This is a genomic window from Parahoeflea olei, from assembly GCF_001703635.1.
Taxonomy (GTDB): Bacteria; Pseudomonadota; Alphaproteobacteria; order Rhizobiales; family Rhizobiaceae; genus Hoeflea; species Hoeflea olei.
The window spans coordinates 75,311-97,545 of the sequence record NZ_LQZT01000008.1 but is presented as its reverse complement, the minus strand read 5'-3'; the positions used below and the strand labels follow the sequence as shown (position 1 = coordinate 97,545).

Below are 22,235 nucleotides of genomic sequence, written 5' to 3'. Positions count from 1 at the left end.
GTGTGAGCGGGTTATAGGTCCCTCCCACGCCAGGAGTCAACAGGGTTTTTCATAATTCTGTGATTTTTTGTCGATTGTTCCGCCCGCCCCGTTTCAGCCCCGGGGCAAAGCGGCGCAGGTCCTATATAAAGAGGGAGTTTGCGGCCTTTTGCCTTATCGCCGCCGGAATTTGCTCTAGAAGAAGGAAACCCGCTGGTGTGGGGCTTTGATGCCCTGCCCCGCGTTCTATAGCACCGGCCCCGCGCCGGCTTCGGAATTGACACAAGGCCCGCGAGCAGGGCACACCTTCAAGGCGGCGGCGCGCCATAGGCGCCGGCGCCGCCGACAACCGGAGGACCCATGCCAAACGACGAGTTCCTTGCACGGCAGATGGGCGATCAACCGCCACTGCTGGCCGGTGGCCGCAAGCCCCCGGACAAGCGCGAGATCTCGCTGCGCTGGCTCTCCGGCACCTTCATGACCGGGATTACCTCGAGCCTTCTGATGGGCGTGGCCCTGTTCGGTGCGCTCGAGGGCCGCGAGCAGCTGGCGATCCCCGCCGAGGCGCTGGCCGCCGCCGACCTGAATGCCGCGGTCACCGGTTCGGTGGAGAAAGGCTCCCGGCTGGTCCAGTCGGTGGTCACCGCCAAGCCGGTCGACCGCGCCATCATGGAAGTATCGACCATGGTGCGCGACGGCGACCATGACGTGGTGCGGCGGCAACCCTTTGCCCATGTGAAGATCGCGCTTGCGGCCAACCATCCGTCCGCGGCGGCCAAGTCCTATCCGCATTTCGATCCGCTCAAGATCTTTTCCGCCGGCGATGTCGAGGCCGCCTCCAGCGTACGCACCGGCGTCATCTATGGGGCCGATGTGGATTCGGAAATCAGCCTCCGGTCCTCCGACTTTCCGCTCGAGGCTCCGGGCCGGCCCTTCGCGGCATCCATGACGCTCGACGAGGCCGAGGAGACAGTGCGCACCAACGGGTCGGTGCTGACCGATGGCACCGTGCAACTCGCCTCCCTCAATTATGTCGACCCGCGGCGGTTCGCGTCCAACCGCTTCGACCTCGATTTCAGCGCCAGCCTGAACGCACGCGTGATCGCCGAAAACGTCTCGGTGGCCGCCTATTCCCCCAGCGCCGAGGACCGGACCGAGTATGTCGACGACATTGTGCCGGTGCGAAAGCCGGCGCCGCTGTCGGACATCCTCGAAGGTGCCGGTTACGATGAGGAACAATATGTGGCTGCGGCCGCCACGCTCGGCGACGAGATCAATGTCGACAAGATCGCAGAGAATTCGGTCGTCCGCATCGGCGTCGAACAAACCGGCGAGAGCGCCCGCATCATCCGCCTGAGCGTCTACCACAAGACCAGCCACGTGATCACCGTGGCGCTCTCGGATCGCAACGGATACGTGATCGGCAGCGAGCCGCCGCCGACGCCGGCGATCCGCTCGGCCTTCGACGATTCGGCACTTCCGGTGGCCACCGCCCGCGACCTGCCCAATATCTATGACGGCATCTACCGCGCCGGCCTCACCTACGGCATGTCGGGCGACATGATCGAGCAGATCATCAAGATGCTGGCAAGCAGCGTCGATTTCCAGTCGCCTTTGCGCCCGACCGACACGCTGGAAGCGTTTTTCTCGGTGGCCGACGACGACGGCACCGTGACCAAGGATTCCGAACTCCTGTTCGTGAACGCGAAGTTCGGCGGGAATTCGATCCGGCTCTACCGGTTCCAGCACCCCGAAGACAATTCCATCGACTATTATGACGAGGAAGGCCGCAGCGCCAAGCAGTTCCTGCTGCGCAATCCGGTCCCGAACGGCAAGTTCCGCTCGGGCTTCGGCATGCGCCGCCATCCGATTCTCAAATATTCGCGCATGCACACCGGCGTCGACTGGGCCGCACCTCGCGGCACGCCGATCATCGCGGCGGGCAACGGGGTGGTGGAAAAGGCGAGCTGGGACAAGGGCGGCTATGGCCGCCAGACCATCATCCGCCACGCCAACGGCTATGAATCGAGCTATTCGCACCAGAACACGATCGCCCAGGGCATCGTGCCGGGCGCCCGCGTGCGCCAGGGCCAGGTGATCGGCACCGTCGGCTCGACCGGACTGTCGACCGGTCCGCATCTCCACTACGAACTGATCGTCAACGGCAACAAGGTGGACCCCATGCGCATCCGCCTGCCCGACGGCAAGTCGCTCAAGGACGATGCCTATGCGATGTTCGCGCGCGAACGCGACCGCATCAATACGCTGCTCGGCATCGAGGTCGCCAACAAGGAACTCGCAAGCCGCTGACCGGGCACCCCCTTGCGGACGCTTTTCACGGACGCAAAAAGGCGGGTCCCGAAGGACCCGCCTTGAATGTCGCAGGGCACGGCCTGGTTAGGCGGCTTCGCCCTGCCGCTCGGCCGGCTGCGCGCCATCGACCGCGAACACCAGCCTGTCGGAGCCTGCGCTGACCTTGACATGGGCGCCCTCGCCGACTTCGCCGAGCAGGATCTTCTCGGCCAGCGGGTCCTGCACGTATTTCTGCACCACCCGCTTCAGCGGACGCGCACCATAGGCAGGATCGTAGCCCTTATCGGCCAGCCACACCCGGGCCTCGTCGTCGAGCGCGACATCGATCTTGCGATCGGCCAGCAGCCGGCCGAGCCGGGCCAGCTGGATGTCGACGATCGCGCCCATTTCCGACCGGCGCAGCCGGTGGAACAGGATGATCTCGTCGACCCGGTTCAGGAATTCCGGCCGGAAGGCGCCGCGCACCACGGCCATCACCTCGTCGCGCACCGCGTCCGCATCCTGGTCTTCACCGAGCGCAGTCAGGTATTCCGAGCCCAGGTTCGAGGTCATGACGATCAGCGTGTTGCGGAAGTCGACCGTGCGGCCCTGCCCGTCCGTCAGACGCCCGTCGTCGAGCACCTGCAAGAGCACGTTGAAGACGTCCGGATGCGCCTTTTCGATCTCGTCGAACAGGATCACCTGGTAGGGCCGGCGCCGCACGGCTTCGGTGAGCGCGCCGCCTTCGTCATAGCCGACATAGCCGGGAGGCGCGCCGATCAGCCGGGAGACCGAGTGCTTCTCCATGTATTCCGACATGTCGAGCCGCACCATCGCCGTCTCGTCGTCGAACAGGAATTCGGCGAGCGCCTTGGTGAGCTCGGTCTTGCCCACGCCGGTGGGGCCGAGGAAGATGAACGAGCCCATCGGACGATTCGGGTCCTGCAGCCCGGCGCGCGCCCGGCGCACAGCCTTGGAAACGGCCTGCACCGCTTCGCCCTGGCCGACCACGCGCTTGCCGATCTCGTCTTCCATCCGGAGCAGCTTGTCGCGTTCGCCCTCAAGCATGCGATCGACCGGAATGCCGGTCCAGCGCGAGACGATATGGGCGATGTGATCGGGCGTCACGGTTTCCTCGACCATGCCGGACGAATCGGTTTCGCCCTGGGCCTCGGCTTCGGCGAGCTGCCGCTCGAGCGCCGGGATCTCCGAATAGGCCAGTTCGCCGGCGCGCTGGTACTCGCCCTTGCGCTGGGCGATCGCCAGGTCGTTGCGGGCCGCTTCGAGCTTGAGCTTGATGTCGGCGGCAAGGCCGAGCTTCTGCTTTTCCGCCTGCCATCTGGCCGTCAGCGCGTCGGATTTCTCCTCGATGTCGGAGAGTTCGCGGTCGAGACGCTCGAGCCTGTCCTTCGAGGCCTGATCGGTTTCCCGCTTCAGCGCCTCGCGCTCGATCTTGAGCTGCATGATGCGGCGATCAAGCTCGTCGAGTTCCTCGGGCTTGGAATCGACCTGCATCCTCAGCCGCGCCGCCGATTCGTCGACCAGGTCGATCGCCTTGTCGGGCAGGAACCGGTCGGTGATGTAGCGGTTGGAGAGCACGGCGGCCGACACCAGCGCCGAATCGCTGATGCGCACCTTGTGGTGCTGCTCGTATTTTTCCTTGAGCCCGCGCAGGATCGAGACCGTGTCCTCGACGGTCGGCTCTTCCACCATCACCGGCTGGAACCGCCGCGCGAGCGCAGGATCCTTTTCGACATGCTTGCGGTACTCGTCGAGCGTGGTCGCACCGACGCAGTGGAGTTCACCGCGGGCAAGAGCAGGCTTGAGCAGGTTGGAGGCGTCCATCGCGCCGTCGGCCTTGCCGGCGCCGACCAGCGTGTGCATCTCGTCGATGAACAGGATGATGCCGCCGGCATTGGCCTGGATTTCCGAAAGCACGGCCTTGAGCCGCTCCTCGAATTCGCCGCGATACTTCGCACCGGCGATCAGCGCGCCCATGTCGAGCGCCATCAACTGCTTGTCTTTGAGCGATTCGGGCACGTCGCCATTGACGATCCGGAGCGCCAGGCCTTCGGCGATCGCCGTCTTGCCCACGCCCGGCTCGCCGATCAGCACCGGGTTGTTCTTGGTGCGGCGCGACAGAACCTGGATGGTGCGGCGGATTTCGTCGTCACGGCCGATCACCGGATCGAGCTTGCCTTCGCGGGCGGCGGCGGTCAGGTCACGCGCATATTTCTTGAGCGCGTCGAATCCCTGTTCGGCGCCGGCGCTGTCGGCGGTCCGGCCCTTACGGATCTCTTCGATGGTCCGGTTGAGTCCCTGCGCGGTGACGCCGGCATCCTTGAGGATCTTCGAGGTGGCGGCCGAGGATTCGATCACCAGCGCAAGCAGCAGCCGTTCGACCGTGACGAAGCTGTCGCCGGCCTTCTTCGCAGCTTCTTCGGCGGTGTTGAACACCTTGGCGACGGGTTGCGAGAGGTACAGCTGGCCGTTGCCGCCAACCACCTTCGGCAGCTTTGCGATGGCGGCCCCCGTGGCGAGGCGCACATCGGCGGGACGTCCACCGGCGCGCTCGATCAGCGAGGACGCCATGCCCTGATCGTCGTCCATCAGCACCTTGAGCAGGTGCTCGGGCATGAACTGCTGGTGATCTTCGGCGAGCGCATAGGATTGGGCGGACTGAATGAAGCCGCGAACGCGCTCAGAGTATTTTTCGATATTCATGGTCTGCTCCTTTACATGACCCGCCCTTTTCGGCGCGGGACAGTGGGTCCGGACAGGCTCCCGTCTGCGGCAAGCCTGATTGATAGAGCAGATATGGGTATGTCGGCGCGCGCGCAAAAGACCTGGCGGGCGATAAAAAGACGCGGGCCACCGGAAGCCCTGGCCCTGACCTTACGTCCTGGCCCGGAAAGCAAAAAAAGCCCCGGCTGCGGACAACCGGGGCTTCGGCTCTGGGCCGGGCAACAGGTGGTTACTCGACGGCGACGGCCTCGGCCGCAGCCGGTTCGCCGGAAGCGCCGCCGGCAGCCGCGTCCTCGGTGCGCACCCGCTTCGGTCGGCCGCGGCGCCTCGCCGCGGGACGTGCAGCCGCCTCGCCGTCGGCGCCTTCCTGGTTGATTGCCACTTCCGCCGGCACGCCCTCGATCACAGGCTGAGGCGCGTCGGCGTCAAAGGCCGGCTTGCTGGAGGGCTGTTCCGCGCGCGCGGGCCGCTCCCGGCGCTCGTTGCGTTCCTGCTGGCGATCGTTCCGGTCGCCGCGATCCTGGTTCTGGCGCTCGCTGCGGGGCTGCTGGTCGTTGCCGCCACCGCGCTGGTCGAAGGAAACGGTATCGGTGTCGTCGTCCGACTCGCGGTCGTCGTCATCCTGGTTCTGCGACGAGGCTTCGTCGCGCTGAAACCGCTCCTGCATCTGCGCCTGGGCGGTCAGGATGATGCGGTTGTAATGCTCGGCGTGCTGCAAGTAATTTTCAGCCATGACGCGGTCGCCGGAACTCTGTGCATCACGAGCGAGATTCATGTATTTTTCCGCCACATGCTGGGCAGTGCCACGAATTTTCACATCGGGACCGGAGCTGTCATAGGTACGCGATAACGGATTCTGCCCCTTGCGGTTGCCACCGTTATTGGAATTGTTTCCGCCGCGTCCGCGACCACGCTTGTTTTGCTGTCCTGGCCTCATTCGAAAGTCACCTGATTGTGTTCCTGAAAAAACTGTTGGGCGCACTGGCCGAATCCGGATCGCAGGTTGCGCCGCGACAAAGGATCGTCCACTGATCCCGTCACCGTTATGGGTCCAAATGCAGATACCCGCGCCAGAGGCTGTCCTGCGAACCCGCCGTCAAAAAGGCGAGGTCCCGGAACCGAGCCGTCGGATCGAATCTGTTTCAAGACTTGCTATCCGGCGCTGCCCCGGAAACTAGCCATGTTTGCTTGCAATTCCAAGCCTTTTCTTGCCTGCCCCCGAAAAGTCGGATCAATCCCCCCTCCCGCCACCCCCGAACGTGAACAAAAGAACCCTGTCGACGCCGCCCAGATCGGCGATCACATCCTCAAGGGCAAAACCGCGCGCGGCAAACAGTCCTGCCACCTCGGCTTTCTGGCCACTTCCGATTTCAAGCGCCACCAGTCCCGCCTTGGCAAGCCGCTCGCCGGCCTGTGCGGCAATGGCGCGGTAAGCCGCCAGACCGTCCGCCCCGCCATCAAGCGCCAGCATCGGATCGTGCTCGGTGACGTCGCGCGTCAACGTTGCCAGATCCGCCGTCGGGATATAGGGCGGATTGGACACGATCAGGTCGAAGTGCGCGTCGATGCCCTCGAACCAGTTGCCCGCCACCGCGGCGTAGCGCCCCGCGAGACCCAGAGACCGGGCATTGGCGAGCGCCGTCGAAACCGCCTCGGCGGACAGGTCGATGCCCAGACACTGAGCACCCGGACATTCCGCAAGCAAAGTGAGGCCGATCGCCCCGGTTCCGATTCCAAGATCGGCGATGCGGCACGTCCCGTACCGGGCGACCCTGGCGCGGACAAAGGCAAGCACGGCGTCGACCAGCGTCTCGGTATCGGGACGCGGCTCGAGCGTCGCCGGCGACAGCGCGAAGGTCAGTCCGTAGAAGTCGCGGGCCCCAAGGATGCGGTGAACCGGCCGGCCGCCGAGCCGCTCGGCCATGGCTCGCGCCAGTGCCTGCGCCTGCGCGGGCGTGAGCGGGTCCGCGCAACCCGTAACGATCCGGTGTGGCTCAAGTCCGGTCAGGCCTGCTGCCAGAAGCCGCGCATCGAGATCGGCCGTCTCGAGGCCGGCCGCGCGGAATGCCGCGCGAAGCATGCGCCACGCTTCACTGACAGTGGTTGCTACCGAAAGATCAGGCGCGGTCATGCGCGCCGAGCGTCGCCAACTGCCCCGCCTGATGGTCGGAGATCAGCGCATCGACGATTTCGTCGATTTCTCCCATCATCATCCGGTCGAGCTTGTAGAGCGTGAGATTGATGCGGTGATCGGTCACCCGCCCTTGCGGGAAATTATAGGTGCGGATCCGTTCGGAACGGTCGCCTGAACCGACCTGGCTCTTGCGGTCGGCGGAACGTTCGCTGTCAAGCTTCTGCCGCTCCATGTCGAACAGGCGAGAGCGCAGCACCTGCATCGCCTTGGCCCGGTTCTGGTGCTGGGACTTTTCCGAGGACGTGACCACCAGGCCGGTGGGCAGATGGGTCACGCGCACCGCCGAATCGGTGGTATTGACGTGCTGGCCGCCTGCGCCGGAAGCGCGCATGGTGTCGATGCGGATGTCCTCGGGCCGGATCTCGATGTCGATGTCCTGGGCTTCCGGCAGCACCGCCACCGTCGCCGCCGATGTGTGGATGCGGCCGCCCGATTCGGTTTCGGGTACCCGCTGCACGCGGTGCACGCCGGACTCGAATTTGAGCCGCGCGAACACGCCCTTGCCGGTGACCGTGGCAATGACTTCCTTGTATCCCCCGGCCTCGCCCTCGCTGGCCGACAGCACTTCCACCTTCCAGCCCTGCGCGGAGGCGTAGCGCTCATACATCCGGAACAGGTCGCCCGCGAACAGGGCGGCCTCGGAGCCGCCGGTGCCGGCACGGATTTCGACGATCGCGCTGCGCTCGTCGGCGGCGTCCTTGGGAAGGAGCATGATCTCGATGCTGTGCTCATGCGCCTCGATCCGCTCGCGGACTTCCTTGAGATCGAGTTCGGCCAGTTCGCGCATCTCGCGGTCGGTGGAGCGGTCGGCAAGCATTGCCTCGAGATCGGCCTGTTCCGCCTGCGCCTTGTGCAAGGCGCGGATCTCGCCCACCAGCGGCTGCAACTCCGAATATTCCGAAGCGAGCTTCACATAGGTCTCTGCGTCCGGGCCCGCGGACATGCGCGCCTCGACCTCGTCGAAACGGCGTTCCAGTTCGTTGATCTTCTGTATCGGCAATCGCGCCATGGTCTGATCCTAAAGGTTCACGCCATTGGCGTTCGCGAAATCTGTCAGGAACTCGCGCACGGGCCTGTCGCTTTCGGTCTCGGCGATCATCGGGAGCAGTTCCGCTTCCAGCTTGCCGAGATCCAATGACAGCAGCATCGACTTGACCGGGCCGATGGAGGACGGCGACATCGAGATGTTGCGATAGCCGAGCCCCAGGAGCGCCATCGCCGAGAGCGGCTTGCCCGCGATCTCGCCGCACAGCGTCAGCGAAGTGCCGGCCTTGTCGGCCGCGACCACGATCTGGCGCAGCACCCGAAGAAACGGCCGCCCAAGCGGATCGAACCGGTCGGACACGCGCGAATTGCCCCGGTCCACGGCCATGACGAACTGGAAGAGGTCATTGGAGCCGACGGAGACGAAGTCCACTTCTTCCATCAACTCGTCGAGCTGCCACAGCAGGCTCGGCACCTCAAGCATAGCGCCGAATTTGAGGCTGCGCGGCAACTGGTAGCCGAAGCGCGACAGATGCCGGACCTCCTTGTCGAGCAATTCGCGCGCCTGCCGCAATTCATTGACTTCCGTCACCATCGGCAACATCAGCTTGAGCTCGACCCCTGCCGCCGCCCTGAGCAGGGCGCGCAGTTGTGTGCGCAACAGACCCGGCCGGTCGAGCGAAAGCCGGATGGCGCGCCAGCCGATGGCGGGGTTTTCCTCCTCCGCCGAGCGGAAATAGGGCACGACCTTGTCCCCGCCGATATCGAGGGTTCGGAAGGTCACCGGCCGGCCGGCGGCTTCCCTGAGAACGTTGCGGTAAAGCGTCTGCTGCTCCTCGACCTTGGGCATGGTCGAGGCGATCATGAACTGCAATTCGGTACGGAACAGGCCGATGCCGCTGGCGCCCGATTCCTTGAGCTGCGGCAGGTCGACCAGAAGGCCCGCATTCATCTGCAGCGTGATGTCCTGGCCGTCGCGGGTGCACGGCTTGACCTTGCGCAGTTCCCTGAACTGCTCCTGCCGCTTGGCGCGGAACCTGACCTTGTCCGCATAGGCGTTCTGGATGTCCTGGATCGGGCGCAGGTGCACGAACCCGTCCTCGCCATCGACGATGATCGTGTCCCGGTTCTCCGCAAGCGAGGCAATGCCGATCACCTGGCCCACGACCGGAATGCCCATGGCCCGCGCCACGATCACCACATGGCTGGTCACGGCGCCGTCTTCCAGCACCAGCCCGCGGATCGCCTCGCGCGGATAATCGAGCAGTTCGGCCGCGCCCATGGCGCGCGCGACGATGATCGCGTCCTGCGGCAGTCCGGCGCCGCCAGGCACGAAGCCCGTCAGCTGCCGGAGCAGCCGGTTGGCGAGATCGTCGAAATCATGCAGCCGCTCGCGCAGATAGGGATCGGTCATGTGGATCATGCGCGCGCGGGTGTCGCTCTGCACCTTCTCCACCGCCGCCTCGCAGGTCAGCCCGTTGCGGATCGCTTCCTCGAGCTTGCGCACCCAGCCGCGGTCATGCGCGAACATCCGGTAGGCTTCGAGCACCGCCCGGTGTTCGCCTTCCATCGAGACATCGCGACGCGACAGCATGTCGTCGATCGACACCCTGAGCGAGCCGAGCGCTTCCTCGAGCCGCTTGAGTTCCGATTCGCTATCGTCGTTGAGCAGCTCCGTGACCACGATCCGCGGCTCGTGCAGGATCACGTGACCGAGCCCGATCCCGTCGCCATAGGCATCGCCCTCGATCGTCACCGGGCGACTCAGGTCGAGTTCCAGCCCCGGGCGGGTGATCTGCTTCAATTCGCCGGTGGCGATCATTTCCGCGAGAACCATCGCCGTGGTCTCGAGCGCCTCGACCTCGTCCTCGCGGTATTTGCGGTGCGCCTTGTTCTGCACCACCAGAACGCCGAGCGACCGTCCGGCCCTCAGGATCGGCACGCCCAGGAAGGAGTTGTAGACCTCCTCGCCCGTTTCCGGCAGGTAGGTAAAGGCGGGGTGGGACTGCGCTTCCGACAGGTTGAGCGAGCGTGCGCTGGCCGCGATCGTGCCGACAAGGCCCTGCCCCATCTTCAACTGGGCCAGGTGGACGGCGTCCTTGTTCAGGCCTTCCGTGGCGAAGAGTTCGAGAGCGCCGTCAGCCCGCAGCACATAAAACGAGCACACTTCGGCCACCATATTGGCCGCGATCTGGCGGACAATCCGGTCAAGGCGCTCCTGCGGCTCAAGGGGCTCCGCCATCAATTCGCGCAGCCGCCTGAGAAGCACGCGCGGACCTGCTGAAAGGTCTCTCATCGCGCTTCCAACTCCCAATTCACATGACCGGTCCGGAATCGCTTCCGCCCGTGTCCCCGGACCCCTCCGGGGCTGGTCAGTCTTCGGCTTTTGCCGTTTTGATCTTGCCCGTCGGCCTAAGTCTTATCGAGACCGTAGACCGAATGCAAAGTCCGAACCGCAAGTTCGGCATAGGCCCCGTCGATCAGGATCGAAATCTTGATCTCGGACGTGGTGATCGCCTTGATGTTGATCGACTTTTCGGCAAGCGCCTTGAACGCGGTCGCGGCCACGCCGGCATGGCTGCGCATGCCGATGCCGATCACCGAGATCTTGGCGAGACCTGATTCGCTCTGCACCACGTCATAGCCGATGACGTCCTTCTCGCCGGCCAGGACCTCGAGCGCCTTGTCGGCATCGCCAGAGGGCACGGTAAAGGTCATGTCGGTGCGCGACCCGTCCTCGGAAATGTTCTGCACGATCATGTCGACATTGATATGGGAATCGGCCAGAGGCCCGAAGATCGCCGCAGACACACCCGGCCGGTCGGCAAGCCGCCTCAGAGAAATCTGCGCTTCGTCCTTTGCATAGGCAATGCCGGTAACGACTTCCTGTTCCACGATTTCTTCCTCGTCGCAAATGAGAGTTCCGGGCGGGTTGAGCTGATCGCTCATTTCAGGCGCGTCCGGATCGTCGAAACTCGACCGCACGAAGGTCCTGACCTTGTGCACCATCGCCAGCTCGACGGAGCGGACCTGCAGCACCTTGGCGCCGAGCGACGCCATTTCCAGCATCTCCTCGAACGCGATCTTCTTCATGCGCCGCGCCTTGGGGACCATGCGCGGGTCGGTGGTGTAGACGCCGTCGACATCGGTGTAGATGTCGCAACGGTCGGCCTTGACGGCCGCGGCGATCGCAACCGCGCTGGTGTCCGAGCCGCCACGGCCGAGCGTTGCCAGCCGGTTGTCGGGCCCGACGCCCTGGAAGCCGGCGACCACGGCGACCTGGCCCATTTCGAAGCGGCGGATCAGTTCGCTGCCGTCGATATCGAGGATGCGCGCCGCCCCGTGGGCATTGTCCGTCTTCACCGGAATCTGCCAGCCCTGCCACGACCGGGCATCCACGCCCATCGACTGCAGCGCGATCGCAAGCAGCCCGCTGGTCACCTGCTCCCCGGAGGCGACGATCGCGTCATACTCGCGCGCGTCGTAGAACGAGGCCTTGGCGCCGGCGACCTTCGGCATGGCCTGAACCCAGCCGACCAGCTCGTTGGTCTTGCCGGCCATGGCCGAAACCACGACGGCCACCTGGTTTCCGGCGTCAACTTCACGTTTGACATGCCGGGCGACGTTGTGGATCCGGTCCAGATCGGCAACCGAGGTGCCGCCAAACTTCATCACGATGCGGGCCATGTTGATCTATCCGATGGCTAACCCGTTTCCGGGCAAGGAAAACCGCCCCGGGTTTCCGGAGCGGAAGGTGGCGGTCTCATAGCCATATTTCCCGCGCCCTGCAACAGCAGGGATGCTGCGACGTCTGCGGCCCTTGACAAGATCGCCCCGACGCACGAGTTGATTACCCACCATTCAACGCCGGAGAAACCGATGACCGAAGCCGCACGGACAACCATTGACCAGAGCGAAGTGGAACGTTTTTCGGCGATGGCGGCCGACTGGTGGGATCCTACCGGCAAGTTCCGTCCGCTGCACAAGTTCAATCCGGTGCGGCTGACCTATATCCGCGACCAGATCGCCAGCCATTTCGGCCGGGACCCCAAGAGCGACAAGCCGCTCGCCGGCCTGCGCCTGCTCGACATCGGCTGCGGTGGCGGTCTCTTGTGCGAACCGATGGCGCGGATGGGGGCCGAGGTGCTCGGCGCCGACGCCTCGCGCACCAATATCGAGGTCGCCTCCATTCATGCCCGCCAGAGCGGCGTCGACGTGACCTATGAGGCGGTAACCTCCGAGGAACTCGCCGCCCGCGGCGAGAAATTCGACGTGGTGCTGAACATGGAAGTGGTCGAGCATGTCTCCGATGTCGACCTGTTCCTCTCCTCCTGCGCCGACATGGTCAAGCCGGGCGGGCTGATGTTCGTCGCCACCATCAACCGGACGCTCAAGGCCATGGCGCTGGCCATCGTTGGTGCCGAATATGTGTTGCGCTGGCTGCCGCGCGGCACCCACCAGTATGAAAGGCTGGTGCGGCCGGAAGAAATCGAGCGGCCGCTTTCCGCGTCGGGAATGTCCATCATTCATCGCACCGGGGTGTTCTTCAATCCCTTGCAGGACCGGTGGAACCTCTCGCGCGACATGGACGTCAACTACATGATGCTGGCCGAACGCCCGAAGGCCTGAGCGCGCCGCAAGGCCTCCACCCCGACAGCCTGATCGGGGTCACACCGGGATATGGGCAAGCTGCGCGAGCAGGTCGGCCTGTCTTGCCCGGTTGCTTTCGGCAAGCGCCTTCACGCGCGCCCGGTCGATGGCATGGCTCTCTCCGGCCCGGCCGAAAGCCTGCTTGAAGGTGAATGCCTCCGGTCCGGGACCGAGGTCGTGCAGCCGTTCGAGCTTCGCCGCCCCTTCCGCCCAGTTCGGCCGATGGCCCGCCTCGACCCACCACAGCACCAGGGGCGGCCAGTCATTCCGGGTGTTCCAGTTGCGGGCGTTCTTGAGCGCTTCGGCATGCACGCCGCTGTAGGAAAAGGCCATCAGGCTCTCGATATCCTCCCAGAGCGACAGCGAGGAAGGACCGCTCTCGCGGCCGCTGCCCTCTATGAATCGCGGAAACACCTGCACGCCCCAGCTTTCCGGGCCGGATTCGCCGGCATAGCCGGAGCGGCCGACAAAGCCCGCCGCCCGTTCGGCGGCCTGGAAGTTCAACGGTTCGCGCAACAGGAAACCGCGGACTTCAGGCGCGTTATAATCCGCCACGTGAAGCCCGAAATTGTACATCGCCAGATGCCTTGCCCCGGACGGCATCCTAGCTCAGGTCCTCGGGAAATTCCGGCAGCGGCGCGATCTCGATGCCATCCTCGATCAGCGATCTCGCTTCCTCGCTGGAGGCCTGCCCGATGATGCCGCGGGCTTCCGCCTCGCCCAGATGGATCTTGCGCGCTTCTTCGGCGAACCGCTCGCCCACGTCCTCGGCATTCTGCCGGATCGCCTTGACCATCTCGCGGAGCTTCTGCATCACCTCGCGCTGGTGCGGGTCCATGGCCAGCGGCCGGGTGGCCGGGGCCTCCTGCTTGGCCACCACCGCAGGCGCCATCAAGGCCTTCTCAACGGTGTGCGAACCGCACAGCGGACACTCCACGAGCCCACGCCGGTTCTGGGCCTCGAAATCGGCATTGGATGCAAACCAGCCCTCGAAGCCGTGGTCCTTGTCGCACTGCAAAGAGAACCGGATCACGCCCCGTGCGCTCCTTTCGCTCCCGCATCAACACTGTACTGCCTGGCATTGCGGAGATTGGGAATTTTGGCGCGCGCAGCCTTGACCGCGTCCAGGGCGAGCGTTGCCACGATCACGCCCGGCTCGTCGCCGTCCGCCTCCGCGATCACCCGTCCCCAGGGATCGATGATCAGCGAATGCCCATAGGTTTCGCGTCCGTCCTCGTGCCGCCCGCCCTGGGCCGCCGAGATCAGGAAGGCGCCGTTTTCGATCGCGCGGGCACGCTGCAGCACGTGCCAGTGCGCTTCGCCGGTCTGCCGGGTGAAGGCCGCCGGCGCGCTCAGGATATCGGCGCCCGCCAGGGCGAGGTCGCGGAACAGCTGCGGGAAGCGGATGTCATAGCAGATGCCGAGCCCGAGCCGCGCCCCTTCGACATCGAGGATGCGGGCCACTTCGCCCGGACGGTAGACCGCGCTTTCGCGCCAGCTCTCGCCATTGTCGAGGTCGACATCGAACATGTGGATCTTGTCGTAGCGACCGAGCACGCCGCCATCGGGACCGAAAACCACCGCCCGGTTCGCGGTCATGCCATCGCCGGCATCGATCGCCGTCGAGCCGATATGCAGGCAGATGCCGAGCTCGCGCGCGAGGTCGGATGCCGCGCGCAGCACCGGATCTTCCGCTTCGGTCTTCAGGATCCGCTTGAGCCCGGCGCGGTCCTTCTGGATGGCGCCGGTCATCTCAGGCGTCTGCACATAGCGCGCGCCCCGCGAGGCGGCGTCCCGCACCAGCTCCGTCATCACCGCGATATTCGCCTCCGGCGAGACGCCCGAGCGCATCTGCACGGCGGCAGCGACCAGCTCAGCCATGGTTCACGCTCCCTTCAGCATCGTGTCGAGCTTGCCGGCGCGGTCGAGCGCATGCAACTCGTCGCAGCCTCCGATATGCAAGCCATCGATGAAGATCTGCGGAAAGGTGGTGCGCCCGTGCGCCTTGGCCGTCATCTCCTGCCTCAGCTCTGGCGAGAACGTCGCGTCGTGCTCGGTATAGCTCACGCCCTTGGAGTCCAAGAGACGCTTGGCGGCCGTGCAGTATCCGCAAGCCTGTCGGGTATAAAGAATTACATCAGCCATTCCGGTCTCCAGATATTGTGCCGCGCCAGCGGCCTGTCAGGCATATAGGGTTTCATCGCCTTGGCTTGCAACCCTGGCAAAGGTGAGCACGTCGACCTGCCGGGCGCCGGAGCGCAGCAGCGCGCGGGTCGCAGCCTCCACCGTCGAACCGGTGGTGAACACGTCGTCGACCAGCAGCACCTTCATGCCGAGCAGGCGCGGCGCCTGGACGGGCGGGACCGAGAATGCGCCGCGGACATTGTCCTGCCTCGCCCTCAGGCCCAGCCCCACCTGCTGGCGCGTGGCCCGGTGACGGCGCATCGCCCCGGCCAGGAACGGCTTTCCGGTGAGCCGGGACAGCGCGCGCGCGAGTTCCGCCGACTGGTTGTAGCGCCGCGCTACCAGCCTGAAGCGGTGCAGCGGAACGGACACGATCACATCGCTGTCGTCGATCACGTCGCGCCCGGCCCGTGCCATCCAGCCCGCCATCATCGCGCACAGGTCGGAGCGGTCGGCATATTTGAGGCCATGGACGATCTTGCGCGCCACCCCGTCATGAAACACCGCCGCCCGCGCCCGGTGGTAGAGCGGCGGATTGGCGATCGCCTCGGGCGAGACCATGCCTTCGCCGCGGTCGTGGCTGAACGGCATGCCGGTGATGTCGCAATAGGGCCTTTCGATGAAGCGCACCGTCTCCCAGCATGCGGCGCACAGAGCCCCGGGCTGGCCGGTCATGGTCCCGCAGCCGGCGCACAGGGGCGGATAGACGAAATCCATCAGACGTCCGGACAACCGGCGCGCGGAGACCTTCAGCCAGTGCTTCGGCTTGCCGAACAGGCCTGACTGCCGCGCATCCGTGTCACGGGGTCCCAAAAACTCCATTGGTTGACTTTACCGCCATTCCATCCAACAAGCGAGCCGGACTTCATCCAGCGGATCGGATCATGGACCGGCTCTTCGACCACACCCTCATGCTTGAGCGCAGGCAGCGTGCCCTCGCGGCGGCGCAGCCGGGCGCGGATTTCCTTTTGCGACGGGTCGCCGAGGACATGGCCGATCGGCTGATGGTGGTCGAGCGCAGGTTCGAGCATCCGGTGCAGGTCCATGGCGGCCTCGCCCTTGCGGCACAGATGATGATGGCCACCGGCAAGACGGCTGCGTTCGATCACGTCGACCTGTGCCCGCTCCCTGGCCTCGATCCCGGCGCGACGAAGCTCGCCTCCCCAGACCATGTGCCGCTCAAGCCGGAAAGTGCCGACCTGATCGTCTCGCCGCTGGCGCTGCACGCCACCAACGACACCCCGGGCGTGCTGGTGCAGATGCGGCGTGCGCTCAGGCCCGATGGGCTGCTGCTTGCAGCCACGCCCGGCGCGGGCACGCTTGGCGAGTTGCGCGAAAGCCTGCTTGCAGCGGAAAGCGAACTGACCGGCGGCGCCAGCGCCCGGGTCCATCCCTTCGCCGATATCCGGGATTACGGAGCCTTGCTGCAACGCGCCGGCTTCACGCTGCCGGTCACCGATGTCGAGAGCGTCACCGTCAGGTATGCGGACATGTTCGGGCTGCTGCGCGACCTGCGCGCCATGGGCATGACGTCGTTCCTGGTCAACCGAAGCCGGGTACCGGTCGGCCGGTCGCTGTTCCTGCGCGCCGCCCAGATCTATGCCGAGCGCTTCTCGGACCCCGACGGGCGCATCCGCGCCAGCTTCTCGATCATTCACCTGTCCGGCTGGGCTCCGCACGAAAGCCAGCAGAAGCCGCTGCGACCCGGGTCGGCCCGAACCCGGCTTGCCGATGCGCTGCGCACCCCGGAACGGAAACTGCCCCGATAGGGCATCGTGCATGCCGCGCGGACCCGCAAGGGAAGGTCCGCCTCCCCGGATGAGTGACAGCGCCCGCCGGAACGACGCATGTCGCTTGCGCAACCGGGCACCGGTCAGGACCGGAATGAACGGGATTAGAGCATTTTCATCCTTTTCTGAATCGGACCGGATTCCCAAATCGGCTTTGTTCTGATTCAGTGAGGCTGGCTGGATGGAGGCCAGCATCTCATGACCGCACCTTTATCGAATGATCTTCGTGAGCGTGTTGTTGCAGCGGTGTTGAACGGCGAAAGCAGTCGAGCTGTCGCCGCGCGTTTCGAGGTCGCCGTCTCTTCGGTGGTGAAGTGGTCGCAGCGCTATCGCGCGACGGGATCTGTTCGCCCTGGCAAGATGGGCGGCCATCGCAAACGCATTCTTGAGCCACATCGCGGCTTCATTGCCGAACGGCTCAATCAGAACCCGCATCTGACGCTGCATGGCCTGAAGGCCGAGCTGGCATCACGAGGCATTGTCGTCTCCCACAACACGATCTGGGAATTCATCCGCAGCGAGGGGCTGCGCTTCAAAAAAAACACTGTTTGCCCTTGAACAGGCGCGTGCCGATGTCGCCCGCCGACGAGAGCGATGGAAGGCCTTGCAACATCATCTTGATCCTGAACGCCTCGTCTTTATTGACGAGACCTGGATCAAGACCAACATGACGCCCATCAGGGGCTGGGGACCAAAAGGCAAGCGTCTGCGGGCGTTTGCGCCGCACGGCCACTGGCGCACGCTGACATTTCTGGGGGCGCTGAGGAATGACCGGCTGACGGCGCCATGCGTCTTCGACGGGCCGATCAACGGCCAGTGCTTTCGAGCCTATGTCGAACAGCAACTGGTCCCCATCCTCAAGCCGGGCAACATCGTCATCATGGACAATCTCGGCAGCCACAAGGCGGCGGCTGTCCGCCAGAGCATCAAAGCCGCCGGTGCGAGGCTGTGGTTCCTGCCGCCGTACTCGCCCGATCTCAATCCGATCGAACAGGCCTTTTCCAAGATCAAGCACTGGATGCGTCTCGCACAAAAGCGAACCATCGACGACACATGGCGCCACATCGGCAGGTTGATCAAAACAATTCAACCCCAAGAATGCGCGAATTATCTCACCAACGCCGGATATGCTTCCGTCAAAACATGAAATGCTCTAGTGGCTGTTCTCGATATGCTGCGCGGTGGTGCCTAGCGTGCTGTTGATGGCGTTGCCGACCGAGGCGAGGCCGCCGATCAGGGCCACCAGGATCAACGAAGCAATCAGTCCGTATTCCACCGCCGTGGCGCCGCCTTCATCGCTCAGGAATTTGTAGGCCAGTGATTTCATGAAGGCGCCCGCTCTCGACAGTGTGAATTCCAGAACATCCGGATCAGCAGTCTCCGGACTCCGTCCCGTTGGATTGAATGATGCACAAGGCGCCGGGGCTGTCCTGCAGGATCGATGTGCGCACCGTATAGACGGCGTTTCTCGAGCGCTGCGGGATCGATCCGGTGGTGATCGTGTCGTACTGGTCAGTGGACCATGCGACCCGCGCCGACGGCGTCCGGCCGGCAAGGACCGGGGTAAGCAGGGTCGCGACCGCAACAGCCAGGGTTCCGAACACGAGTGCCACACGAACCGCGCCATAGCGCCTGGGCGAAGCCTTCTGCCCGTCCCTGTCCATCACCGTCATCCAGAAATCGCTGTCTGCCATGAAACCCTCACTGACACTCCGCACGGATCGGTCACTTGCCCGATCTTGCGCGAAGGGAATTGAAGTTTCATTAACGCTAACGCGACCGCTCGCATTTTAACGAATGCCGCAGCCCCGGACGCCGGGCTTCCCGCCGGAAACCTTAGAGAAGGTCGATCAGATAGGGGATCAGCGGCTCGTCCGCCGGCGGCATCGGATAATCGCGCATCTCTCGCGGCCTCACCCATTTGAGCGCCTGCCCCTCAAGCCCCCGCGCCGTCCCCTCGAAGCGGCGGCAGACGAACAGCGGCATCAGCAGATGAAAACCGTCATAGCCGTGGCTCGCGAAAGTGAGCGGCGCCAGACAGGATTCCTTCGTGGTCACGCCGATCTCTTCGGCAAGTTCACGGATCAGCGCCTCTTCCGGCGTCTCCCCAGCTTCCACCTTGCCGCCGGGAAACTCCCAGAGGCCCGCAAGCTTCTTGCCCTCGGGGCGCTGGGTCAGCAGCACCCGCCCGTCGGCGTCGACCAGCGCGCAGGCGGCAACCAGGATGATCTTCTTCTCAGTCATCGGATCCACCATTCGGTTTCTGGCGATAGGCGTAGCGATAGACCTCGCCGAACCCCAGCCCCTTGTAGAGCGCCACAGCGGGGATGTTCGCGCTTTCGACCTGCAGCCAGGCGGTCTGCGCGCCGCGATGGCGGGCCCAGCGCAACGCCGCCCGGATGACATCGCGACCATAGCCCGCGCGCCGGACATCCTGTCGCGTGGCGAGTTCGAACAGTCCGGCGAGATCGTTGTCATGCACGCACAGCGCCGTCGACAGCGGTCCTGTGGCTTCCTCCTCGAGCACGAACAGCCCGCTCGGCGGACGGATTGCGCTCAGCACCTCCGTCAGCCCCGGCTTGAGCGCGGGATCGCGGCCATGCACGGCAATCGAGGCATCGACATAGCGGCCCACATCCTTGAGCGGCAGGTGGTCCATGCCGCCATCGATATCGAGCGCGTCGATCCTGCCTGTCATGACGATGGTCTCGTCGAAGCGGCGCCAGCCATGCGCGTCGAGATGGGCCTCGAGCGGCTTCGGCGCCAGCGGCGTCTGCCGGAACACCAGCGGCCGGTCATAGGAATCGAAACGCCGTGCGGCCCGTTCGATGCGGATCTCGATATCGTCGTGGTCGGACGGGTCGAGCGGATTGACGGAATTGAGCCGTTTCGAGGGATGCCCGGCGGTCAGCCTGATCTGCCAGCTGCCGTCATACTGGATCGAGGCCGCGGGCCAGGCACGAAATCCGACGGCTTCAAGCCTTCTGACAATGGCAAGGTTTGGCAAAGGGGGCCCTTCTTCGGCATTGTCCGCAGCGCACTCAGCTGCGGTAGTCACCATTGATTTCGACATAGGCCTTGGTCAGGTCGCAGGTAAAGACCCGGGCCTTGCCGCGGCCGATGCCGAGATCGACCCGGATGGCAATTTCATCGCGTTTCATCACTTCGGAGGCGGCAGCCTCGCTGTAGGCGGGATCGCGTTCGCCATCGACCGCCACGCGCACGTCACCGAACCAGATCGCGAGCCTGTCGCGTTCGGCCTGCTCGCCGGCCTTGCCCACCGCCATGACGATCCGGCCCCAATTGGCATCCTCGCCGGCGATCGCGGTCTTGACCAGCGGCGAATTGGCGATCGAACGGGCGATGCGGCCGGCAGCCCTCGCCGACGCCGCGCCGGTGACGGTGATCTCGACCTGCTTGCGGGCGCCTTCGCCGTCACGGACCACCTGCAGCGCCAGATCCTCCATCAGGCTCGACAGCGCCTTCGAGAAGGCGCGGCCGCGCGCGTCGCCCACTTCGGCAATCCTGCCGGCGCCGCGGCCCGCCGCAGCACCGGTGGCAAACGCCAGAAGCGTATCCGATGTCGAGGTGTCGCTGTCCACCGTGACCGCATTGAAGGTCGAGCCGACGTGACGGCCGAGCATCGCCTGCAGCACCGCCGGAGCGATATCGGCGTCGGTGACGATAAAGGAGAGCATGGTGGCCATGTCGGGCGCGATCATCCCGGCACCCTTGGCGATGCCGTTGAGGGTGACCGTTACCCCGTCGATCCGCGCGGTCCGGGTCGCCACCTTCGGATAGGTATCGGTGGTCATGATCGCGCGCGCCGCGTCGAGCCAGCGGTCGCCGCTCGCGCTCGCGGTCATGTCATTGAGCACGGTCGCGAACTTGCTCGCGTCCAGAGGTTCGCCGATCACCCCGGTCGAGGCAAGGAACACTTCATTTTCCGAACAGCCGACGGCAGCCGCGGCAGAACGGGCGGTCAGCTCCGTGGCCGCCCGTCCCTTCTGGCCGGTAAAGGCATTGGCGTTGCCGGAATTGACCACCAGCGCGCGCGCCTTGCCGCCACCGAGATTGGCGCGGCAGAAATCGACCGGAGCCGACGGGCATTTCGATGTCGTGAACACGCCCGCCACCGCCGCAGGCCGGTCGAACACCATCAGCATCACATCCGTCCGCCCCTTGTACTTGATGCCGGCGGCGGCGGTTTCGATGCGCACGCCCTCGATCGCGGGCAGTTCTGCATAGGTCTTCGGAGCAAGCGGCGAGATGTCGGTCGACATGGAAGGTTCCTCTGAACGAAGCCCCGGCCCGGTTGCCCCGCAACCCGGCCGGGAAAGATGGCTATTGCTGCTGGCTGAGAGCTTCGTAGGTGGTTTTCAGCTCCGGATCGAGAACTTCGATCTCGGTCTCTGCCCGTGCCTTCTTGAGCAGGTCGCCATAACGTTCGCGCATCACCAACTGGCGCACCTGGTCGGCCACTTCCTCATAGGACGGCGGAGCGGCTTCGCGACGGTCTTCCAGCTTGATGACATGCCAGCCGAACTGGGTCTGCACCGGCTCCTTGGAATATTCGCCGGGCTTGAGGGCAAAAGCCACGGCCTCGAACTCGGGAACCATGCGGCCCTTGGTGAAATAGCCGAGATCGCCGCCCTGGTCGGCGCTCGGGCCGGTCGACTTCTCCTTGGCGAGTTCCGCGAAGTCCTTGCCTGCATCGAGTTCGGCGATCACGGCCTTGGCCTCTTCCTCGGTCTTCAGCAGGATATGGCGGGCGCTGATTTCCTCTTCCGCGGGAACGGCGGCGATTTCCTTCTCGTAGCGCGCCTTCAGGTCGGCTTCGGAGACGGGATCCACCACTTCGGACTTGAAGATCGCGTTGTGCAGCGCGCGGTCGCGCTGGAATGCCATCTGCTTCTTGAAGTCCTCGGTCTCATCGAGCTTTTCGGCCTCGGCCTTGCGCGCAAGCGTCTTGATGTCGATCACGGCCGCAAGCGCTGCAGTCCGGCGCTGGACTTCCGGCAGGCGGGCGAACTGGGGATCAAGGTCGCCCTCGGCCATAGCCAGTTCCGAGGCGAGAATGTCGACGCCCCCGACGGTCGCCACCACCGGATCGGCTTCGTCTGCGGCATGGGCCTGAAGCGGCGCAAAGGCAATTGAAGTGAGGAGAAGCGTGGCTGCTAGCTGCGATAGACGCATGAGTTGACCTTTCGTTATGAGGCTTGTTGCGGGCGCCCGACCGTCTACATGAGGAATTGGGCCGCCTGAAGACGGGCTTTCGCCGCCGTTGACATCGTCCGAACCCCCTCTTATCTGTCAGCCAACCGTCCGTCCAGACAGCTTTCACCCGATGGGGGCTTTCGAGACGGCGTTTATCCATTCGTTTCTGCCGGTCGCAGGCCAGCGCCGGTGTCAGCCCT

The 22,235-nt window shown here is 64.9% G+C and carries 21 protein-coding genes; 4 read left to right on the top strand and 17 right to left on the bottom strand.

The features are described from left to right. Positions 1–339: 339 nt before the first annotated feature. The gene (locus tag AWJ14_RS07535) at positions 340–2,289 is read left to right on the top strand and encodes a M23 family metallopeptidase (protein ID WP_066176958.1); all 1,950 of its coding nucleotides are present in this window, start codon (positions 340–342) and stop codon (positions 2,287–2,289) included. 87 nt (positions 2,290–2,376) lie between these two features. On the opposite strand, the gene clpB is transcribed toward AWJ14_RS07535, so the two are convergent. The 6 genes from clpB to AWJ14_RS07505 all read right to left on the bottom strand — a co-directional run bounded on the left by clpB (position 2,377) and on the right by AWJ14_RS07505 (position 11,881). Continuing rightward, a complete protein-coding gene (clpB, locus tag AWJ14_RS07530) occupies positions 2,377–4,995 on the bottom strand; it encodes an ATP-dependent chaperone ClpB (protein WP_066176956.1) in 2,619 nt (872 codons plus the stop codon). Between the two features lie 250 nt (positions 4,996–5,245). Further along, positions 5,246–5,953, bottom strand: a complete 708-nt coding sequence (locus AWJ14_RS07525) for a DUF4167 domain-containing protein (RefSeq protein ID WP_066176954.1) — start codon at positions 5,951–5,953, stop codon at positions 5,246–5,248. 294 nt (positions 5,954–6,247) lie between these two features. Beyond that, positions 6,248–7,147 (bottom strand): peptide chain release factor N(5)-glutamine methyltransferase, encoded by a 900-nt coding sequence (gene prmC, locus AWJ14_RS07520; protein ID WP_083220121.1) that lies wholly within the window; start codon positions 7,145–7,147, stop codon positions 6,248–6,250. Next, positions 7,134–8,219, bottom strand: a complete 1,086-nt coding sequence (prfA, locus tag AWJ14_RS07515; RefSeq protein WP_066176951.1) for a peptide chain release factor 1 — start codon at positions 8,217–8,219, stop codon at positions 7,134–7,136. The genes prmC and prfA overlap by 14 nt, the downstream gene beginning before the upstream one ends. Positions 8,220–8,228: 9 nt before the next feature. After that, complete coding sequence (ptsP, locus tag AWJ14_RS07510; protein ID WP_066176950.1) at positions 8,229–10,490, bottom strand: phosphoenolpyruvate--protein phosphotransferase; 2,262 nt, start codon at positions 10,488–10,490, stop codon at positions 8,229–8,231. Positions 10,491–10,606: 116 nt separating this feature from the next. Then, positions 10,607–11,881 carry an aspartate kinase gene (locus tag AWJ14_RS07505; RefSeq protein ID WP_066176949.1) on the bottom strand — a complete coding sequence of 425 codons (1,275 nt, stop codon included), beginning with the start codon at positions 11,879–11,881 and terminating at the stop codon, positions 10,607–10,609. A gap of 192 nt (positions 11,882–12,073) precedes the next feature. Here AWJ14_RS07505 and ubiG point away from each other — a divergent pair, with 192 nt between their 5' ends. After that, entirely contained in the window at positions 12,074–12,823 is a 750-nt protein-coding gene (ubiG, locus tag AWJ14_RS07500) for a bifunctional 2-polyprenyl-6-hydroxyphenol methylase/3-demethylubiquinol 3-O-methyltransferase UbiG (RefSeq protein WP_066176948.1), read from the top strand. A 39-nt stretch (positions 12,824–12,862) separates the two neighbouring features. On the opposite strand, the gene AWJ14_RS07495 is transcribed toward ubiG, so the two are convergent. From AWJ14_RS07495 to AWJ14_RS07475, 5 genes are read right to left on the bottom strand one after another with little or no spacing between them, the layout of a single operon-like run. Next, positions 12,863–13,447: a DUF3291 domain-containing protein gene (locus tag AWJ14_RS07495; RefSeq protein WP_066176946.1), complete on the bottom strand. Its 585-nt coding sequence runs from the start codon at positions 13,445–13,447 to the stop codon at positions 12,863–12,865. Position 13,448: 1 nt separating this feature from the next. Continuing rightward, positions 13,449–13,877, bottom strand: a complete 429-nt coding sequence (locus tag AWJ14_RS07490) for a DUF1178 family protein (RefSeq protein ID WP_066176944.1) — start codon at positions 13,875–13,877, stop codon at positions 13,449–13,451. Next, positions 13,874–14,725 (bottom strand): carbon-nitrogen hydrolase family protein, encoded by an 852-nt coding sequence (locus AWJ14_RS07485; RefSeq protein ID WP_066176943.1) that lies wholly within the window; start codon positions 14,723–14,725, stop codon positions 13,874–13,876. The genes AWJ14_RS07490 and AWJ14_RS07485 overlap by 4 nt, the downstream gene beginning before the upstream one ends. 3 nt (positions 14,726–14,728) lie before the next feature. Then, on the bottom strand, positions 14,729–14,989 hold the full coding sequence (grxC, locus tag AWJ14_RS07480) for a glutaredoxin 3 (RefSeq protein WP_066176941.1): 261 nt from the start codon (positions 14,987–14,989) through the stop codon (positions 14,729–14,731). Positions 14,990–15,025: 36 nt separating this feature from the next. Then, positions 15,026–15,745 (bottom strand): ComF family protein, encoded by a 720-nt coding sequence (locus AWJ14_RS07475; RefSeq protein WP_066176989.1) that lies wholly within the window; start codon positions 15,743–15,745, stop codon positions 15,026–15,028. Between the two features lie 167 nt (positions 15,746–15,912). On the opposite strand from AWJ14_RS07475, the gene AWJ14_RS07470 reads away from it, so the two are divergent. After that, positions 15,913–16,797 (top strand): methyltransferase domain-containing protein, encoded by an 885-nt coding sequence (locus AWJ14_RS07470; RefSeq protein ID WP_066176939.1) that lies wholly within the window; start codon positions 15,913–15,915, stop codon positions 16,795–16,797. A 219-nt stretch (positions 16,798–17,016) separates the two neighbouring features. Continuing rightward, positions 17,017–17,965, top strand: a protein-coding gene (locus AWJ14_RS21875) for an IS630 family transposase (protein WP_139112563.1) whose coding sequence is annotated in 2 segments (ribosomal slippage) — positions 17,017–17,352 and positions 17,354–17,965 — 948 coding nt in all. Because the reading frame shifts where the segments join, the coding sequence is not laid out codon by codon here. Positions 17,966–17,971: 6 nt separating this feature from the next. Here AWJ14_RS21875 and AWJ14_RS21870 read toward each other — a convergent pair. The 6 genes from AWJ14_RS21870 to AWJ14_RS07435 all read right to left on the bottom strand — a co-directional run bounded on the left by AWJ14_RS21870 (position 17,972) and on the right by AWJ14_RS07435 (position 22,014). Then, on the bottom strand, positions 17,972–18,145 hold the full coding sequence (locus AWJ14_RS21870) for a Flp family type IVb pilin (protein WP_083220119.1): 174 nt from the start codon (positions 18,143–18,145) through the stop codon (positions 17,972–17,974). 43 nt (positions 18,146–18,188) lie between these two features. Next, the gene (locus AWJ14_RS07455) at positions 18,189–18,512 is read right to left on the bottom strand and encodes a hypothetical protein (protein WP_066176935.1); all 324 of its coding nucleotides are present in this window, start codon (positions 18,510–18,512) and stop codon (positions 18,189–18,191) included. A 142-nt stretch (positions 18,513–18,654) separates the two neighbouring features. Further along, positions 18,655–19,062, bottom strand: a complete 408-nt coding sequence (gene mutT, locus AWJ14_RS07450; protein ID WP_066176984.1) for an 8-oxo-dGTP diphosphatase MutT — start codon at positions 19,060–19,062, stop codon at positions 18,655–18,657. Beyond that, the gene (locus AWJ14_RS07445) at positions 19,055–19,879 is read right to left on the bottom strand and encodes a GNAT family N-acetyltransferase (protein WP_066176932.1); all 825 of its coding nucleotides are present in this window, start codon (positions 19,877–19,879) and stop codon (positions 19,055–19,057) included. Before AWJ14_RS07445 ends, mutT begins: the two co-directional genes overlap by 8 nt. Then, a complete protein-coding gene (gene argJ / locus AWJ14_RS07440) occupies positions 19,860–21,101 on the bottom strand; it encodes a bifunctional glutamate N-acetyltransferase/amino-acid acetyltransferase ArgJ (RefSeq protein WP_066176930.1) in 1,242 nt (413 codons plus the stop codon). Before argJ ends, AWJ14_RS07445 begins: the two co-directional genes overlap by 20 nt. A gap of 61 nt (positions 21,102–21,162) precedes the next feature. Beyond that, positions 21,163–22,014, bottom strand: a complete 852-nt coding sequence (locus tag AWJ14_RS07435) for a peptidylprolyl isomerase (protein ID WP_066176929.1) — start codon at positions 22,012–22,014, stop codon at positions 21,163–21,165. Positions 22,015–22,235: the final 221 nt, after the last annotated feature.

Bases quoted from the DNA above. Each gene is read 5' to 3' on its own strand.
- AWJ14_RS07535 (WP_066176958.1), top strand. From the start codon at position 340: ATGCCAAACGACGAGTTCCTTGCACGGCAGATGGGCGATCAACCGCCA.
- clpB (WP_066176956.1), bottom strand. From the start codon at position 4,995: ATGAATATCGAAAAATACTCTGAGCGCGTTCGCGGCTTCATTCAGTCC.
- AWJ14_RS07525 (WP_066176954.1), bottom strand. From the start codon at position 5,953: ATGAGGCCAGGACAGCAAAACAAGCGTGGTCGCGGACGCGGCGGAAAC.
- prmC (WP_083220121.1), bottom strand. From the start codon at position 7,147: ATGACCGCGCCTGATCTTTCGGTAGCAACCACTGTCAGTGAAGCGTGG.
- prfA (WP_066176951.1), bottom strand. From the start codon at position 8,219: ATGGCGCGATTGCCGATACAGAAGATCAACGAACTGGAACGCCGTTTC.
- ptsP (WP_066176950.1), bottom strand. From the start codon at position 10,490: ATGAGAGACCTTTCAGCAGGTCCGCGCGTGCTTCTCAGGCGGCTGCGC.
- AWJ14_RS07505 (WP_066176949.1), bottom strand. From the start codon at position 11,881: ATGGCCCGCATCGTGATGAAGTTTGGCGGCACCTCGGTTGCCGATCTG.
- ubiG (WP_066176948.1), top strand. From the start codon at position 12,074: ATGACCGAAGCCGCACGGACAACCATTGACCAGAGCGAAGTGGAACGT.
- AWJ14_RS07495 (WP_066176946.1), bottom strand. From the start codon at position 13,447: ATGCCGTCCGGGGCAAGGCATCTGGCGATGTACAATTTCGGGCTTCAC.
- AWJ14_RS07485 (WP_066176943.1), bottom strand. From the start codon at position 14,725: ATGGCTGAGCTGGTCGCTGCCGCCGTGCAGATGCGCTCGGGCGTCTCG.
- grxC (WP_066176941.1), bottom strand. From the start codon at position 14,989: ATGGCTGATGTAATTCTTTATACCCGACAGGCTTGCGGATACTGCACG.
- AWJ14_RS07475 (WP_066176989.1), bottom strand. From the start codon at position 15,745: ATGGATTTCGTCTATCCGCCCCTGTGCGCCGGCTGCGGGACCATGACC.
- AWJ14_RS07470 (WP_066176939.1), top strand. From the start codon at position 15,913: ATGGACCGGCTCTTCGACCACACCCTCATGCTTGAGCGCAGGCAGCGT.
- AWJ14_RS21870 (WP_083220119.1), bottom strand. From the start codon at position 18,145: ATGAAATCACTGGCCTACAAATTCCTGAGCGATGAAGGCGGCGCCACG.
- AWJ14_RS07455 (WP_066176935.1), bottom strand. From the start codon at position 18,512: ATGGCAGACAGCGATTTCTGGATGACGGTGATGGACAGGGACGGGCAG.
- mutT (WP_066176984.1), bottom strand. From the start codon at position 19,062: ATGACTGAGAAGAAGATCATCCTGGTTGCCGCCTGCGCGCTGGTCGAC.
- AWJ14_RS07445 (WP_066176932.1), bottom strand. From the start codon at position 19,879: ATGGTGACTACCGCAGCTGAGTGCGCTGCGGACAATGCCGAAGAAGGG.
- argJ (WP_066176930.1), bottom strand. From the start codon at position 21,101: ATGTCGACCGACATCTCGCCGCTTGCTCCGAAGACCTATGCAGAACTG.
- AWJ14_RS07435 (WP_066176929.1), bottom strand. From the start codon at position 22,014: ATGCGTCTATCGCAGCTAGCAGCCACGCTTCTCCTCACTTCAATTGCC.